Origin of the sequence: Exiguobacterium sp. UBA7533 (assembly GCF_002479335.1) — a bacterium.
In the GTDB taxonomy this organism is placed as follows: Bacteria; Bacillota; Bacilli; order Exiguobacteriales; family Exiguobacteriaceae; genus Exiguobacterium_A.
Map to the genome: position 1 here is coordinate 381,716 of NZ_DLMP01000005.1, position 16,478 is coordinate 398,193.

Genomic DNA, 16,478 nt, shown 5'->3' on the forward strand with positions numbered 1-16,478 from the left:
TAGTCAATTCACTCTTATTTGTATATAATGGAAAAATAAAAAGAAATATATGGATAAAAGAATATCTTATCGAAAGGCATCTTATGCAATGCTCAATTAACCAAATCGAAATGAGGTGGAGAACATGCTGAGATTCATCTGGAATTCCTGGTGGCGTAACAAGGAGCGGTTCATCTTGCTCCTCGTCGGCGTCCTGATCGTCAGTACCGGACTAAGTTACTTAATCGGTACGACACAAGCAAATAACGGAACGGTCGTCGATGAACTGCAAAAACGCTGGGGCTCATCGTACGATATCGTCGTCCGTCCGGAAGGCAGCCGGAGTGTGACGGAAGACTTGAACCTGCTTGAACCGAATTATATGAGCGGACTCGACGGTGGGATCACTCGCAAGCAGTACGAGACGATCAAGCAGATTGCTGATGTCGAAGTCGCAGCACCAATCGCGATGATTGGTTATACATCGACATCGAGTAGCGTCGGTACCCATACGATTCAAGAAGAAGGGATTTACCGCTTGAAAATCAAGGATTCTCAAAATACGGGACTCCAAAACGAATCTTATACCATGACAATGTTTCTTGCTGCTGGCTGGGAACCAGTGGATGATGCAACGCGCACAGGCGTCTCCCCTTTAAAACTTGGTGAACAACCCCTCTATGACTATGGCTCAGAAGTCATGATTGCCGGAATCGATCCTGCTTCTGAAGACCAGCTCGTCGGTTTGAAAAAAGCGACCACTACCGGAACGTATAGCCGTTTCTTCAGCGAAACGGATCTTCCCGCTTCGTACGGTGATCAAGCGACGCAGATTCCGATTCTATTGAATTCTCGCGAATACGTCGATGCGATGCGCACCTATACATATGAAAAGGTAGAGCTTCCGTTCACTGCAACAGGCGTTGCAGACATGGTCCAAAAGATTGAACAAAAAGGTGGGAAAACATACCTGAGTAAACTACCAGTAGGAGAGCCTACCTCTTATTCGATCACGACTCAAGACGTCCAAAAAAAGCTCGTGGACGGTATCCTTAAAAACACCTTATCAACAGGTGATGCGAACAATAGTGATTCACTGTCTTCCATTACTTTGAAACCTTCACCGGTTGAATACAAAACAATTAAGAGTCCGTACGGTTCCCGTTGGCCCTTTACCTACCAAGTTCAACCAAAAGAGGTCGCCAAGGAATCCTTACTCTTCAAGCGAAGCATGTATCGCGAAGCACGTGAATTCGAAGGTGGCTTTAAAGGCTGGAAACAAGTCCATCTCAACTATATCGGTGTCTTTAACCCACGTAAGCTCGATGTTTCAAAGGATCCCTTGACTGAGCTTCCAATGGAAACTTACTTCCCGGCAAAAGCACAGTGGGTCATGGATCAAAATGATCGTCCGGTCAATCCAGTCCGTGACGTCAAGCCCGCCAACGACTCCTATGACTTCCTGACGAAACCACCATCGATGCTGACGACACTCGATGCTGCCTTTAAGTTACGCGGGGATAAAGCAATTTCTGCGATTCGCGTCAATGTCAAAGGAGTCGAGACGATGAACGCAACAAGTGAGAAAAAATTGCAAGCTGTCGCACAGGAAATCGAGGATAAGACGGGTCTGATCACGGACGTCACACTCGGTTCCTCCCCGCAACTCGCCTTGACGTATTTACCCGGTCTAAAAGGAGAATCGGCACTCGGTTGGGTCCAGCAACCGTGGATCAAACTCGGGTCGTCGATCGCAATTTTCCAAGAGGCGAAAGTCGGAATGAGTGGCATCATCGCGAGCGTCATCGCTGTCGCGCTCGTCTACGTCTTCAGTTCGAACATCATCTTGCTCTATGCTCGAAAAAAAGAATTCGCGATTTTACTCTCGCTCGGATGGCGTTCACGGCAGCTATCGAGACTCCTCTTCCTAGAAGCGACACTTCTTGGAACGCTGGTCGCACTCATCGCCTGGGTGATTCTTGGATCATTTTGGATAACAGCGGATCATCCGATTGCCCTCGGACGCATCATCTTGATCGGATTGTCCGGGCTTTTGATCTACTGGGGCGGGACGATTGTTCCGACGTTACTCATCAGACGCATTCAACCATTTGAAAGCATGCGCTCTGGCGAAGTCTCAAAAGGACGTCGTTTCGTCCGAGCACAAAGTGTTCTTGGAATGAGCATCAACCAACTCGCGACTTACTGGCAACGCACGCTTCTGTCCATCATCGCAATTGCCTTACCGACGAGCTTGTTCATCTTCTTCTTGTTCATCACGTTCCGACTGAAAGGCGTCTTATATGCGACATGGCTTGGTGAATACGTCGCGCTCGAAGTCGGTACGATGCATTATGTCGCAATGGGCGTCGCCTTACTCATCGCCATCCTGACAACGACCGAGATCATGTGGCAAAACGTCAACGAACGAAAGAATCAACTCGCCGTCCTGAAGGCAACCGGTTGGCGCAACGGTCAAATCCGACTTCTCGTCTTAAGCGAGGGTGTGATGACTGGACTCTTCGCTGGAATCGTCGGTCTACTTGTTGCCTTAGGAATGATTGGCTTCGTCTATAATCAGTTCCCATCCAGTGAACTCGGTTTCTTAAGTCTTATGCTCCTGATTCCGGTGACGACTGGTGTGTTTGGTGCCTTGCTTCCTGCCCAGCGTGCTGTGCGGATCACACCGAATGCAGCCATCGGTGGCGTAAACGATAATCAACAATTGACCGAACGTCGCTTCAAATGGGCACTCGGTAGCATCGCTGCTACGCTCGTCATCGGGACGACGAGTTTATTCCTCCTCGTTGCACCTGAAACGAGAACGGCTCAAAAAGAAATAACGACACCAAAAGTACAAACGACCGGACAAAAATTAAAAAATCTCGCTCAAGATCCTGACGATAAGAAACATACTGCCGAAGACAACACGGCACTGGAGCAATTGATGAACGCAGGCGCTATTCAGACGTACCCGGGTGACCCGGCGGCGAAGAATTATGACTTCTCTGTTAAAAAGCTCGTTTCAACACCAAAAGAGTTAAAGCTCAAGGAGAAGTCAGGATATCGTTTCGTGACGATTCCAGTTTTCCTTCATAACCGGGATGAATTAGCTGCAGATTCGTTTTCGTCGTATCGACCACAAACCTTCTCTTTGATTGCTCTTGACGGAAAAGAATTCACTCCCGTCGATTATGTCAATCACGATAAAACGGCTTGGGTAAATGCATTCAAATACATCAATTCGAAAAAATCATGGGTCGATCTTGTTTACCAAGTACCGGTTGACCAAAAGGTGTTCGTCTTGCTTGCAAAAGATGAGGCCGTCGAAAAAACGACGACCGTCAAGATCACACTCGACGATATCAAAAAAGCGAATGCGACAGCTACTAATCCTTCAACAGAGGAAACGGAAAAATTAAAAACATTGATGAAGCGAGGTGTCACGCAAACAACTCCCGGGAATCCGAAACATCAATCTGATCGTTTTCATGTCGAGGCATTGATCGACACACCAAAAGAACTGAATCTAAAGCAACGTGCTGGTTATCGTTTCGTGACGATCCCTGTCGTCATGCAAGATACAGGGGATGATCTGGGAGGATTCATCACTTATCGTCCCAATCGGTATGCCTTGACAGACTTGCAAGGAACTGATTATGAACCGATCGATTATGTGAATCGCAATGAGAAAGCCTGGAAAAACGGTTTTCAATATTTCGCACCGTACAAGTCACGAGTGGAGTTGGTTTATCAAGTACCAATCGATCAGAAGCGATTCGTTCTGTTCGCTTCTGATCCAGCTTTTCCCAAACCAACGACCGTCAAAATCGATCTGACGAAACAATAATTTAATCACTAGGAGGAATTTGACATGGGTCGTACCATCATTGAAAGGAATCGAGGTTTTGTCGATGCTTAAATTCATCTGGAACTCCTGGTGGCGTAACAAGGAGCGGTTCATCTTGCTCCTCGTTGGCGTCCTGATCGTCAGTACCGGACTGAGTTACTTGATCGGTACGACGCAAGCCAACAACGGAACGGTCGTCGATGAACTGCAAAAACGCTGGGGCTCATCATACGATATCGTCGTTCGTCCGGAAGGCAGCCGGAGCGTCACAGAAGACTTGAACCTGCTCGAACCGAACTACATGAGTGGGCTCGACGGCGGGATCACCCGCAAACAATATGAGACGATCAAGCAGATTGCTGACGTAGAAGTCGCAGCACCGATTGCGATGATTGGGAACTACAATACGAATGCTGAAACGGATACCTATAATTTCAAAGAACCGGGCATTTACAAAATTTCGTTTACGGATATGCAAGATACTGGGCTAAAGAAAGAAACAGAATCTTATTCATTCTTTGCCGGAGCCGGTTGGTTCCCTCCTGAGAGTGACGGATTGAATCGAGATGTTTCACCGCAAGAATTAGGCGAGTTTCCTATCTACGGTTACGGGAGCGCAGTGATGCTTGCCGGGATTGATCCGGAAGCAGAAGCACAACTCGTTGGACTCGATCAGGCAACCAAAAAGGCTACGCATAGTCGTTATTTCACGAAGGACGATGTCGTGAACGATTATGGTGACGGTGTTTGGGACATCCCATTGATCATGAACAGTCAGGAGTACGTCAATGCTTCGCGGACCTATCGCTACGAGAAAGTCGATATCCCGCTCGTCAAAGATTCAATGGTTGAAACAGTACGCAGTATCATGAAAAAAGGTGGCGAATCCTATCTCAAAACGCTTCCTGTTAAAGATACGAAGGAATACTATATTTCGACAGAGCAAGCATCAAAGCAACTTATTAAGAACATTCTCGAAGATAAAGTTCCGGAAAAAGCAAGTGGTAGCTTTGACTGGATGTTTTTAAAGCCATCATCTGTCGAGTATCAAACGATTGCTAGTCCCTTTGCCAAACGTTGGCCGTTCACCTATCAAGTAACACCTCAAGAGGTCGATAAGGACGTCCTCATTTCGAAACGATCGATGTATCGAAAAGCACGTGTCTTCGGTGACAACACCGGTAACCTTGATAAAGTACCGAAAATGCATTTGAACTACATTGGTGTCTTTGATCCGAAGAAATTGAACATCTCGAAAGACCCATTGACGGAACTGCCGATGGAGACCTATTTCCCGGCGAAAGCCCAATGGGTCATGGACAAGAATGAAAAACCGGTCAATCCAGTCCGGGAAGTCAAACCGACGAACGATCCGTATGACTTCTTGACGAAACCACCATCGATGCTGACGACGCTTGACGCCGCCTTTAAGTTACGTGGTGATAAAGCCATCTCTGCCATTCGTGTCAACGTCAAAGGTGTCGAGACGATGAACGCGACGAGTGAGAAAAAGTTGAAAGCTGTTGCTCAAGAGATCGAGGACAAGACCGGTCTGATCACCGACGTCACGCTTGGCTCCTCGCCACAGCTCGCGCTGACATACCTCCCTGGATTAAAAGGTGAATCGGCACTCGGTTGGATCCAGCAACCGTGGATCAAACTCGGTTCATCGATGGCCATCTTCCAAGAAGCGAAAGTCGGAATGAGCGGCATCATCGCAAGTGTCATCGCTGTTGCGCTCGTGTATGTCTTTAGTTCAAACATCATCTTACTCTATGCCCGCAAGAAGGAATTCGCGATCTTACTGTCGCTCGGTTGGCGTCCACGTCAGCTCTCGAAGCTTCTGTTCCTGGAAGCAACGTTACTCGGCACACTCGTCGCCTTGATTTCTTGGACGATCCTCGGTTCGTTCTGGCTGACGACGGATCATCCGATTGCCTTATCACGGATCATCTTGATTGGACTTGCTGGTCTATTGATTTACTGGGGCGGTACGCTCGTCCCGATGACGCTCATCCGCCGGATTCAACCATTCGAAAGTATGCGTTCTGGTGAAGTCTCAAAAGGTCGTCGCTTCGTCCGGGCACAAAGTGTTCTTGGGATGAGCATCAACCAACTTGCAACGTATTGGCAACGGACGATCCTCTCGACAATCGCGATCGCCTTGCCGACGAGTCTGTTCATTTTCTTCCTATTCATCACCTTCCGACTGAAAGGTGTCTTGTATGCGACATGGCTCGGCGAATACGTTGCACTCGAAGTCGGCACGATGCATTATGTTGCGATGGGTGTCGCTTTACTTATCGCTATCCTGACGACGACGGAGATCATGTGGCAAAACGTCAACGAACGAAAGAGTCAGCTTGCCGTCTTGAAGGCAACTGGTTGGCGGAACGGTCAAATCCGGACGCTCGTCTTAAGTGAAGGATTAATGACGGGACTGTTCGCTGGAATCATCGGCTTACTGATCGCTCTTGCGATGATCGGCTTCGTCTATAACCAGTTCCCAACAGGTGAGCTCGGTTTCTTGAGTGTCATGTTGTTGATTCCTGCCATCACGGGAGTTCTCGGTGCCCTCTTACCCGCTCAACGCGCCGTCAGTATTACACCAAATGCTGCGATTGGAAGTGTCGCGACGAATACGAAAGCGACGGAACGACGTTTCCGACTGGCCTTATCCGCAGTTGGTGGTGCCCTTGTCGTTGGTGTCGCTTCCCTGTTCTTCTTTGCTACGACAGAAGAAGGACCAGCGTCCACGAAACCGATACAAACAGCTACGCCAACGGTCAAGACGACAGGAACGAAATTGGCAGACGTAAAAAACACGAAAAAGAAGGCGTCCTCTACTAAAAAAGTCAATTCGAGCAAGCTCGATCAACTAATGGAGCGTGGGGTCGTTCAAACCTATCCGGGAGACCCGAAAGCGAAGAGAAATATTTTCCGCGTTGATAAACTTCTCCTATCACCACCAAAAGAGTTGAAATTGCCCACTCTCGATGACGAACAATATGTCACGGTACCGGTTATTTTAGAGAACTACAAGGATAGTAACGTAGAAGGTGGACCTGCTATCTATAAACCGAACACATTTACCCTAGAAGATACGAACGGGAAAGTATACGAAACGGTTGATTATGAGAATCGTAATCCAGATGTATGGAAGGATGGCTATCGCTACTTTGCTCCTTCCGTTTCTCGAGTCGACCTTGTATTCCGTGTACCAAGTGATAAAAATACGTATGTGCTTCTCGCGACAAGCGAAGCCATTGCGAAGCCGACGACCGTCAAAATCGAAGTCGATGCTGTAGATGTTACATCAACCACCGTGAAGACCGGACAAAAGAAACAGTCAAAGAAAAAGAATACAGACGCCATCGAAGAACTGATGAATAAAGGTGGTCTTCAGACTTATGCTGGTGATAAAAATTTAATGAAAGAACGTGGGTTCATGGTCAGTTCGGCGAAACGTGTTCCACTTAAGAATCTTCCGAAAGATAAACAAGCCGTATCTGTCAGACTTGAGATGCAGGTAAAGGGTGAAGATTCAGCTGACTCTTATATCGACTATAAACCCTCTTCTTTCCCATTGATGGATCGTCACAAGAAAAGCTACACGCCTGAAGAAACGATCAATCTGAACAAAAAAGCCTATTCAGAAAGCTTAGGTTATTACGCTCCGTTACACTCAAAAATTGATGTCATTTACATCGTACCTAAAAATGAAAATACCTTCGTCATGAACGTAAAAACAGGATTCACTGGTTTTCTCTACACCGTTAAAATCAAATTATGACCTTTTGCTATCTCGGTCCATCATCAAGCTAGATGATGGGCTTATTTTTTGCTTTACAACTACAGGATATACAAATGACTCATACTTAATTATTTGAACTCCAAGGATTTATTAAAGGCTTCAATAGTAAAGTATTGGATTTATAATGAAATATATGGTTGTTTGCTCAGATTTCATTCAAGAGCAGATTCTGATAAACAATCTGATCTTTCTCACACCTAAAGCATGGATTCATGAAGAGTAAACCGCACGATCGTCTTACATACCAACTCGACTTACAAAAGGAGGTCATCATCAATGCTTAGATTCATCTGGAACTCTTGGTGGCGGAACAAAGAACGATTCATTCTTCTTCTCGTCGGCGTCCTGATCGTCAGTACCGGACTGAGTTATCTGATTGGGACGACGCAAGCCAATAATGGAACAGTCGTCGACGAACTTCAAAAACGTTGGGGATCGTCCTACGATATTGTCGTTCGTCCGAAAGACAGCCGAAGTGTGACGGAAGATTTGAAGTTGCTTGAACCAAACTATACAAGTGGTCTTGACGGCGGCATCACGCGTAAACAATATGAGACGATCAAAAAAATTACGGATGTCGAAGTCGCTGCCCCGATTGCGATGATCGGAAATAGTTATATCGATGCGAACGTCGGTACCCACACGATCACCGATCCCGGCATCTATAAACTGACGATCACCGACTCCCAAAATACCGGTCTGAGGATGGAAAAAGATACGACGACTTCGTTCCTTGCTGCCGGTTGGGAACCTCCAAGCGGGACACGTGTGAAAGGCGTGTCTTTATTAGAACTCGGAGAACAACCATTATTCGCTTATGGTAGTGCGACGATGCTCGCTGGAATTGATCCGGAAGCCGAGGCGAAAATGGTCGGACTGGATCAATCGACTAAATCCGCTACATACAGCCGCTATTTTAAAACGGATGACAGTCCCGTTGACATGGGGAGTGACGTCTATCAAATCCCGATCTTATTAAATCAGCGCGAGTACGTTGATGCCTTCCGGACATATAAATATGAAAAAGTTGATCTCCCCTTACAGAACGATTCGATCAATACGACGATGGAGCAAGTTATTCAAAAAGGTGGCTACAAGTACCTGAACACGTTACCTTTATCGGATAAAAAAACATATAAAGTCACGACTTCGGATACGCAGAAGACATTAGTGAATGACATTCTAAAACATACGGTTCCAGAAGAGCCACCCGGAAGCTTTAATTGGCTAGCACTCAAACCATCACCGATTTCCTATCAGAGTGTCGCTAGCCCCTACCCCTCCCGGTGGCCATTCAGCTACCAGGTCAAACCATATGAAGTCACAAACGATAGCCTACTCGCCAAACGAACGATGTACCGTGAAGCACGTCTATTTGGAACAGACATCAACAACATGCCTAAAATGCGTTTTAATTACATTGGTATCTTTGATCCGAAAAAGCTAGACATTTCAAAAGATCCGTTAACGGAACTACCAATGGAGACCTACTTCCCAGCGAAGGCTCAGTGGGTCATGGATAAGAAGGATCGTCCAGTTAATCCACCACGTGATGTCCAACCGACGAATGATGCCTATGACTTCCTGACAAAACCGCCTTCGATGCTGACGACACTGGATGCTGCCTTCAAGTTACGAGGCAAAAAAGCAATCTCTGTCATTCGCGTCAATGTCAAAGGTGTCGAGACGATGAATGCAGAGAGCGAAAAGAAACTCCAAGCGGTCGCGCAAGAAATCGAAGATAAAACAGGACTGATCACAGACGTCACACTCGGTTCCTCGCCACAACTCGCTTTGACCTACTTACCTGGTTTAAAAGGAGAATCGGCTCTCGGCTGGGTGCAACAGCCGTGGATCAAGCTCGGCTCCTCGATGGCGATTTTCCAAGAAGCCAAGGTTGGGATGAGCGGGGTCATCTTAAGCGTCATCGCGGTTGCTTTAGTGTATGTCTTTAGTTCGAACATCATTTTGCTGTTTGCTCGGAAAAAGGAATTCGCGATTTTGCTGTCGCTCGGTTGGCGCCCGCGTCAACTCTCGAAGTTATTGTTCCTTGAAGCGACTCTCTTAGGAAGCTTCGTCACCTTGATTTCTTGGGCGATCCTCGGCTCATTCTGGTTGACGACGAGCCATGCGACTTCAGTAGGACGTATCATCCTGATTGGTCTCGTGGGTCTTCTCATCTACTGGGGCGGCACGCTTGTTCCGATGGCACTCATTCGGAAAATTCGTCCTTATGAGAGCATGAAGTCGGGGGAAGTTTCAAAAGGACGCCGGATTGTCCGTGCTCGGGGCATCGTCAGCATGAGCATCAACCAGCTCGCGACCTATTGGCAACGGACGCTCCTGTCGATCATTGCGATTGCCTTACCTACAAGCCTGTTCATCTTCTTCCTGTTCGTCACGTTCCGCTTAAAAGGTGTCTTATATGCGACGTGGCTCGGTGAATTCGTCGCCCTTGAAGTCGGAACGATGCATTATGTCGCAATGGGCGTCGCACTTCTAATCGCTATCTTGACGACGACGGAAATCATGTGGCAGAACGTCAATGAACGAAAAACACAACTTGCCGTCTTAAAAGCCACCGGTTGGCGAGATGGGTACATCCGCTCGCTCGTCCTGATTGAAGGGATGATGACCGGACTCTTTGCCGGCATACTCGGTCTACTCGTCGCCCTCGGGATGATTGGCTTTGTCTACAATCAGTTCCCGGTCAGCGAACTCGGCTTCTTAAGTACGATGTTATTGATCCCGATGTTAACTGGTGTCCTCGGTGCATTGCTCCCTGCACAACGCGCCGTACGAATTACACCAAATGCTGCTATTGGGAGTGTGGTCATCAACTCGAAAGCGACAGAGCGTCGCTTTAAAATCGCCCTTGGAACGACGGGTGGCGTCTTACTTGCTGCTGTCTTCACCCTCTTCTTCTTCGCGTCGTCTGAGGATACTGATACATCGACGACTCCGGTCACTTCAAAAATACCAACTGTCCAAACGACGGGAAGTAAGTTACGCGATATGAAAAATGATTCAAAGCCAACTGAAAAAGCACCGTCTAAGTCAACTGCGACGACCATCGACAAACTGATGGATCAAGGCTTAGTTCAAACCTATCCCGGTGATCCGCTCCATAAACAGAGTACTTTCCATGTGGATCGGTTAATTCAGACACCACCCCCGTCGCTCGATTTACCGACACTCAAGAATGAACGTTATGTAACGGTGCCAGTCATCCTACATGAAAAGGGAGAGAGTGACATCGGCTATGCGGTCTACAGACCGAACACTTTCACGCTTCAAGATGCGAAAGGACATGCTTATGAACCCATCGATTACGTCAATCACAATGAAAAAGCATGGGTCAATGCTTTTCAGTATTATCCTCCGTATCGCTCTCAAGTAGATTTGGTCTATCGCGTGCCAGACAAAAAAGCGACCTATGTACTGTTAGCGGACGGGGCTGCAGTCGGTAAAAAAATCACCGTTAAAATTGATCTACAGAAGCGAACCAATTAAACCTGTTTTCTGCGCAAGAGGCTGACTCAAAAAAGAACGACGCGTCTTTTCACGCCCTTTCCTCAGGCGAGACACAAGCCAATTTCCTGCTTCACTTAATCAGGAAAGCGGGTCTTGTTCGTCTCTGACAACGCATAAATGCGTTTTTTCCTGTAGGAGTGGCGTGTGACGCGTCATTCTTTTTGTCATGAGATAAGGGTGGAAGATCATCATTCTGCAACCCTTATCTTTGTAGAGACTGACTTTTGAGTCAGCCCCATTTCATTACTTCGAACGTCACTTCAGCAAACCGAATACCATGCTTCTCTGATACACTGAGTCATGGAAGTTACACTACGACATATTTAGAACGGAGACGAACCATGACATATTTCATGTATCTATTTTGTTTGATCGTCTGGGGACTGAATTTCATTGCTGTCAAAATCCAAGGAACACCTGTCGCCTTGGAAGTATCCCTGACCTATCGATTAGCGATGACCGCTGTTCTTTTCATCCTATTCGCGTTATTCATTAAACGAACGAACAAACCTAGCGCGACGGATATGCCTTTCATCGTCGTATTCGGTGTCTGTAACTTCGCTCTGAGTTACTTATGTCTTTATTACGCGACGATCTTAAGTTCTGCCGCCATCGTGACGTTGATTTTCTCACTCAAGGTCATTTTGACACCAATCGCTCTGCGCTTGTTTTTAAAAGAGACCCTCCATGCGCGCGTTTGGATTGGCGGATGTTTTGGTATCATCGGCGTCGGTGTCCTGATTGTTCCGAGTCTAAGTAGCATCGATGGACTGACCGATTTAAAAGGGGTCTTGATTGCCTTGGTCGGCACGCTATTGACGTCAGTGGGTGACGCCAGTTCAGCGCGTAACGCCAAACAACGAATCAACCCGGTCCACGCCAACGCGATTGGATTTACTGTCGCGAGTCTACTGATGGGCGCTATCGTCTGGTTCCAAGGAACACCGCTTACGCTCCCGACAACCGTCACCTATCTTTCTGCTTTACTGTATTTAACCGTGATCGCATCATTTCTTGCCTGGCTGTTTTATTTGAAACTCGTCGAACGGATCGGTGGTGCGAAGAGCGGCTATATGGTGGCACTATTCCCTCTAATCGGTGGTGTTGCTTCAGTATTGATCGGTGAATCGACGCTGTCTCTTCCTTTAATCATCGGGTGTCTATTTAGTTGCATCGGGGCTTCGGTTGCTCTAGGGATTCGTCCGTTTCGGCAACGAAATAAAGTATTCAGCTAATGTCAATTCATGAACCGGAGTGATGAACATGTCTTCTCAAATTAGATGTACGTATGATTTTTTAAATTCACCGAACTCTATTTCAAATTCTTCAGCAAGGGACACCCCCACCATTCTGTCGATTGAAGCGAATGTCAAAATCATCATTGATCAAGCACTATATCTCGAAACATCGATAGCCATCTTCGAGTTTTATAAATCGTTGTATCGGTGGAAAAGACAGGTGACGTCGATCTTCATTCCTGCCTTCTCTTATTACTCGGTGGAGTTTGATCATGATGAAGAAGGGGCAATCGTATCGATGGTCCCTTTCACGGATCAAGGTCGCATTCAATCGATATGGGGCGACGAACGGATGAACACTGTTATTCCTCTCGACACCTTGGTGACATGCTTGTCTGATTTAGAAAGGCAACTTCGATTCGATCTTGAAGCGTACTTCGACATTCAGCTGGATGCCTTCATCCGTCACATTCCCTATTCGTCATCAAAACTTTAATAGAATGAGGAGACTTCTATATGCTTGATTTATCTCGGTTCCAGATCGAGCTTGATATCAAGAAACCAACACCCTATTTTCAGTCAACACCAGAACGCCGTATCCGCTTTTTAATGGAAGACCTAAATGCCTCGTAATTGAAAGAAATTCTTCAGACGATTTTTCAAGAAGACAGATCCATCCACCTTCTATTCGTTGCTGCATACATCCATCATCATCGGCGCTACTTAGCAAAGGCACGAGTATGCTCATCGATCACGATTCGAAACTGGAAAGAGTATATCGTGGAAGATGAAGTAGCTCATACGGGTGTCGTATATGCACATGTGAAACATATAAAGCTAGATGAAATCATCTCCTACTGCTTAAGCGTCTATCGAGGGCACACGCCAGCTTATATCGTCTTCTATGACTCGGATTTCCTTTTGTATATGTCGACTGATGTAGTGGATGTCATCGGAACAGACGTGAATGCGATTAAGACACTCAAGGAAACATACGCGTACATTTACGATAGCCTTCACAACAAGTACGTAAAGTAATATTCATAATAAACCTAGATATGTAAACATAAGTATTAATAATTAATTTTTTTGATTATTAAGGTTCATATATTGAATAAATGGAATACTTATTTATGTTTTTAGCAGGAACTATCATCTATCCAGTATTTGAAGGATAATTAGGGTATTATATAACTAATACAAGTATTTTATTTACCATTTTCCAACATCAGTGATGCCTCGTTCACCTAAGAGAGGAAAGGAACCTTCCCATGATTTTCATTACGGACTTTTCTTCACCGATCGGGCAGCTCGTCAGCCAACGTATGCGCACGGAAGAACAGCCTTTTTGCATTGGGGTATCCGATCCACAAGCCGCTTCCGAATTATATGGAGAGCATTTTGACTTTCGTCGATTCGATGTCCAGGATGCCTCGACGTTCGTAGAAGCACTCGCAGGTTGCGATCAAATCTTTCTCGAATTTCCTGCAAACGCGAGCTTGGAGACATTCGAATATTTTATTCATTATCTCAGACAGACTGCCCTGCAACACATCGTCTACCTCTCAGCCAAAGACGCACTATCCCTCCCATTCACGCCACATCATCGCATTGAAGTCGTCATTCGCCAAACCGACATTCCCTACACGATCATTCGTCCTAGCTACTACATGCAGCATTTAAACATGTTCATGCGAGATATGTTACGAGATCATGCACACCTCTTCGCACCGGCAGGAATTGGTAAGACGTGCATGATTGATGCCCGTGACGTAGCGACCGTCGTGATGACGTGTCTTGAAAACCCAGCCACTCACTTCAATAAAATCTATACGATCAGCGGTGAAGCGGCTTACAATTTTTACGAAGTCGCCCGGCTTCTCGGAGAAGAACTTGAAACAGAGATCATGTATACGAACCCGTCTATTGATTTTTTCCGGTCCTTTATGATGCAACATGGATTGTCTTACGAAGAAACCAATGAAATCATCAAACTTCATGTGCCGATCTTATTAGGTCTAGCGGATGAGACGGATAACCACTTTCTAGAACTAATTGGTGAACGACCGATCACCCTTCGGCAATATATAATAGACCACCTATCCGATTGGGTAAATGAAGAGGAGGGCAAAGCATATGATTACTCATGAACGAGCACTGTTCGTTCGTCAATGCATCGTCGATTATTATCACCGGCTCGGCATTCATTGTCAGGTGACGATATTCACAGAGTACCCATTGCAATTGTTGCTCGACTTCGATTCTCGAAGAGATGAACTGATTACGCCTCAACGGCGAAGCCTCTCCTGTCGGTACATTCGCGCCCACCTCATTTCTGCTTTGATCACATTCGATGATTCCTACACGCATGTTTACATGACGAAAGCGCCCTTTTCCTCCATGACGCGATATTGTCTCTTGATTGTCTGATATCATCGTCAGTCAAAAATGAAAGGAGATGCGGTCGTGCGGTTGAAACGTGCTACGGAACATGGCTTACTGACATTACTTTTTTTGGCACACACCTCAAAATCGATGACACGAAGAGGAGAATACGTAAAGACGAGAGACATTTCGCTTCAATGTAACATCTCGTACGAGCATCTCACGAAAATCATTTCAATTTTAGGAAGAGCAGGTCTTTTACGAACCCATGCTGGACGAGAAGGCGGTGTTCAACTCCTCCCATTGAGTCATACTGTCCGGGTCGGAGATGTCGTCGCGTTATTCGAACGTCCGCTTTTTCCGGGAACGCGTTATCAGGTATGTGCGTTAGATCAACTATTAGATGTTGCACTGATTTCATTCTTTAATACGCTCAATCAAGTTACGATAAAGCAATTAGCGGACGATTTACCACCTCACTTTTTCTTAGACATATCATGATTTACTTCTCATCAAACAGCAGTTCAGTCAAGTGTACAGGAAGGACGTTACACATGACGATTTTAGTAACAGGATTCACAGGAAACGTTGGACTAGCCGTCGGTCATGCAATGATGAAGCGACATATTCCCTTTCATGCGGCTGTCATCGACCCAGCAGCTGCTTCAGAGAAATTCGGCAATGCTTTTCACTATCGTCACCTGGACTACGCCGATATCTCAACGTTTTCACAAGCGTTAAAAGGCGTCGATCAACTCTTTTTGATGTATCCGTCCCAAGTATCAACACGACAGTTCCATCTCTTTCTGCGCTATTTGCGCTTCACCTCAGTCCGGCACATTGTTTATCTCTCGTTCAAGGATGTTCCAGTCTTTCCACTGACACCTCACCATACGATCGAAAAGATCATTCAAGAGACCGGTATCCCGTTTACGATCATCCGTCCCGGATACTACATGCAAAATTTGAATCTTTTCATGCGTGATGACATCCGTTTTCACGAGCAGATCGTTACGCCCGCTGGTCTTGGGAAGACAAGCATGATTGACATCCGGGATATCGCGACGTTCGTCATCCATTGCCTCGAACATCCTGCCCCCCATTTCAATCGTGTCTATACGTTGCATGGCGAGGAAGTTTTCGGCTTCCATGAAATCGCAAGTCTGATGACGCTACTCTTAGGAAAGACGATCCGTTACACGAACCCTTCGATTCCATTCTTCCAAATGAAGATGGTTCAAAAAGGATATCCGAAAAGCTACGTCAATGAAGTCATCATGTTACACCTCCCGATTAGTCTTGGACTCACGAAACGAACGAACCGTCAGTTCCGCGAGGTGACTGGTACTGAGCCGATTCCCCTAAGTCAATATATTCTCGATTATCAAGCCCACTGGGAGAAGCATTGATTCCTCTATTCTTCGTAAAAGGAAAATGACTTCCCCAAAACCTAGTCATCTCAAAGAGACACGTGTGCCTCATTCATAATCCCTTCATCCATTTGAAGGGATTTGATAGTTTATTGTGGAAAATGATTCTATATGAAGATTCTTTTGCATGATATATGACTTGATTGATTTTAATTTCCGATTTAACACTATTAATTATTCAATAAAGGAGGAGCTGGTATCCTTAAATTCATTTTGATTGGCTCACTACTTGCCGTGATTGCTTTTTT

General features: G+C 46.1%; 10 protein-coding genes. All 10 read left to right on the forward strand.

Annotated elements, in window-relative coordinates:
- Positions 1–124 precede the first annotated feature (124 nt).
- Positions 125–3,829: an ABC transporter permease gene (locus B2U10_RS09565; RefSeq protein WP_290787112.1), complete on the forward strand. Its 3,705-nt coding sequence runs from the start codon at positions 125–127 to the stop codon at positions 3,827–3,829.
- 64 nt (positions 3,830–3,893) lie between these two features.
- Positions 3,894–7,622 (forward strand): ABC transporter permease, encoded by a 3,729-nt coding sequence (locus tag B2U10_RS09570; protein ID WP_290787115.1) that lies wholly within the window; start codon positions 3,894–3,896, stop codon positions 7,620–7,622.
- 297 nt (positions 7,623–7,919) lie between these two features.
- Positions 7,920–11,156 carry an ABC transporter permease gene (locus B2U10_RS09575; protein ID WP_290750029.1) on the forward strand — a complete coding sequence of 1,079 codons (3,237 nt, stop codon included), beginning with the start codon at positions 7,920–7,922 and terminating at the stop codon, positions 11,154–11,156.
- Between the two features lie 362 nt (positions 11,157–11,518).
- Positions 11,519–12,412: a DMT family transporter gene (locus tag B2U10_RS09580; protein ID WP_290750026.1), complete on the forward strand. Its 894-nt coding sequence runs from the start codon at positions 11,519–11,521 to the stop codon at positions 12,410–12,412.
- A gap of 223 nt (positions 12,413–12,635) precedes the next feature.
- Entirely contained in the window at positions 12,636–12,911 is a 276-nt protein-coding gene (locus B2U10_RS09585; RefSeq protein WP_290787118.1) for a hypothetical protein, read from the forward strand.
- 284 nt (positions 12,912–13,195) lie between these two features.
- The gene (locus B2U10_RS09590) at positions 13,196–13,453 is read left to right on the forward strand and encodes a hypothetical protein (protein WP_290787120.1); all 258 of its coding nucleotides are present in this window, start codon (positions 13,196–13,198) and stop codon (positions 13,451–13,453) included.
- 233 nt (positions 13,454–13,686) lie between these two features.
- Positions 13,687–14,565, forward strand: coding sequence for an NmrA family NAD(P)-binding protein (locus B2U10_RS09595; RefSeq protein WP_290787123.1), 879 nt, complete (start codon positions 13,687–13,689; stop codon positions 14,563–14,565).
- The gene (locus B2U10_RS09600) at positions 14,552–14,845 is read left to right on the forward strand and encodes a hypothetical protein (RefSeq protein ID WP_023468121.1); all 294 of its coding nucleotides are present in this window, start codon (positions 14,552–14,554) and stop codon (positions 14,843–14,845) included. The genes B2U10_RS09595 and B2U10_RS09600 overlap by 14 nt, the downstream gene beginning before the upstream one ends.
- 36 nt (positions 14,846–14,881) lie before the next feature.
- Positions 14,882–15,301 (forward strand): RrF2 family transcriptional regulator, encoded by a 420-nt coding sequence (locus tag B2U10_RS09605; RefSeq protein ID WP_290750013.1) that lies wholly within the window; start codon positions 14,882–14,884, stop codon positions 15,299–15,301.
- Positions 15,302–15,354: 53 nt separating this feature from the next.
- Positions 15,355–16,209, forward strand: a complete 855-nt coding sequence (locus B2U10_RS09610; protein ID WP_050677785.1) for an NmrA family NAD(P)-binding protein — start codon at positions 15,355–15,357, stop codon at positions 16,207–16,209.
- Positions 16,210–16,478 lie beyond the last annotated feature (269 nt).